A 2,096-nucleotide genomic window follows, 5' to 3' on the forward strand; every position below is an offset into this window, starting at 1 on the left:
ATCAGTGATGCCGTTGTTATTGTTAAAGAAAACAATGGTGATAAATATTTATGTGGATATGTAATAAGTAGTGAATCTATCGATATTAAATACATTAAAGAGAAATTAAGGGGAAATTTACCGGAATACATGATTCCGACGTATATCATGCAATTAGATAATTTCCCATTGACAAAAAACGGTAAATTAGATAGAAAATCTTTTCCAGATCCACAAATTACAGATAGAGAAGATTTTGTTGCACCTAGAGATAATGTAGAGGAAGGTATTATGGGGATTTTCAAAGAGATTTTAGAATTTGAAGTGATTGGTATAGATGATAGTTTCTTTGAACTAGGAGGACACTCATTAAAAGCGACTAAATTGGTAAATGCATTAGAAGAAAAGTTTAAAGTTAGAGTTCCGCTAAGTACGATATTAACAGAAAAAACAATTAGAAAAATAGCTGAAAAAGTAAGAAATACAGAAGTGAAATCAAATAGTGATACTATTGCCTATCCAGAATTGATAGTAGCAGTAGAAGAGGAGGTATAAGTACCAATGAATAGAAAATATAAAATGAGTTCTGTCCAAAAAAGTTTATATGTAATTGATCAAATGCAAGAATCAAATATCACTTATAATATCCCAATCATGTTAGAAGTCGAGGGGGAAATTGATAAAGAACGCTTACGCATAGCTGTAAAACAGCTATGCGTGCGTCATGAGTTATTAAGAACTCATTTTGCACATGTGAAAGATAAATTTCTCCAAATTATTGAGGATACAGTTGATATAGAGTTAGAGCATGAAAAAAGCATACCAGAACATGTACAACGAGTTTTCAAAGAATTCATTCGACCTTTTGATTTAAGTGAAGCACCTTTAATGAGAATAAAAATACTTGAAATAAAAGGTGAAAATACGATTTTGATGTTGGATATCCATCACATAATTTGTGATGGTGGTTCAACAGGTCTTTTAATAGAAGAAATGTGTAGATTGTATAATGGAGAGGAACTTTCTCCAGTGGGTATGCAATATAAAGACTACAGTGCTTGGCAAAATTCGAGAGATATGACGGAACAGAAAAATTATTGGCTTGACGAGTTTTCTGAAGAAGTACCGGTTTTAGATCTAATTACAGATTTTACTAGACCTAAGCAACAGAGTTATAAAGGTAGTAGTAATACCATAAAAATAGATCATAAAACTAGTAATGCTGTTAAACTCTTTAGTAAAGAAACAGGGGCAACAGAATATATGATATTGATGGCGAACCTTATGATGCTGCTAAGTAAATATACGAGACAAGGTGAGATTGTTTTAGGTACACCTGTTTCAGGACGTACTCATCCAGCAATCCAAAATATGTTAGGTATGTTTGTAAATACTTTGGCGATTAAAGGGAATTTGCAATCTTCACAAAGATTTATAGATTTGGTGGCACAATTACGAGAAAAATGCTTAAATGCGTTTGATAATCAAGAATATCCATTTGAAGAGTTAGTAGACCAGCTTGGCGTGGAAAGGGAGCCTTCTCGAAACCCTATTTTCGACATTATGTTTACATTTGAAAACAAAGAAATGAACTCGTTGAGCATGGGAGATTATAAGGTAAATGGTGTGAAAGTTGATAGTAAGGTAGCAAAGTTTGATATTACTGTTACTGTTATAGAAACAAGTGACGGATACGATGTAGAATGGGAGTATTGTACGGACTTATTTAAAGAAAAAACAATTGCTCGTATGAATGAACAATTTGTCCAATTATTGAAAAATGCTTTGAAAGACCCACAAAAGAAACTGTGTGAAATTGAATTATTAACTGATACAGAAAAAGAAAAAGTTATTTATGAATTTAATAGGACACATATTGAATATCAAAACGATAAGACGATTATTGAAAGATTTGAAGAACAGGTGGAAAAAACTCCAGATAAAATAGCTGTAGAATATGAAGGGGAGAGCCTTACCTATAGACAATTGAATGCAAAGGCAAACACCATTGGGAAAAATTTAAGAGACAAGGGAGTACATACAGAATCCATTGTCGGAATTGTAACAAAGCGTTCGCTAGAAATGATTGTTGGGATGTATGGTGTACTAAAAGCAGG

2 protein-coding genes are annotated in these 2,096 nt (G+C 32.5%); both read left to right on the forward strand.

Annotation, left to right across the window (positions count from 1 at the left end; translation table 11 throughout):
• A partial coding sequence (locus tag DN392_RS30165) for a phosphopantetheine-binding protein (RefSeq protein ID WP_141549539.1) occupies nt 1–534 on the forward strand: 534 nt, incomplete at its 5' end.
• 6 nt (nt 535–540) lie between these two features.
• The coding region (locus DN392_RS30170; protein ID WP_149238254.1) for a condensation domain-containing protein at nt 541–2,096 on the forward strand (1,556 nt) is incomplete at its 3' end.

This window comes from Bacillus sp. BB51/4 (assembly GCF_008368845.1).
In the GTDB taxonomy this organism is placed as follows: domain Bacteria; phylum Bacillota; class Bacilli; order Bacillales; family Bacillaceae_G; genus Bacillus_A; species Bacillus_A wiedmannii.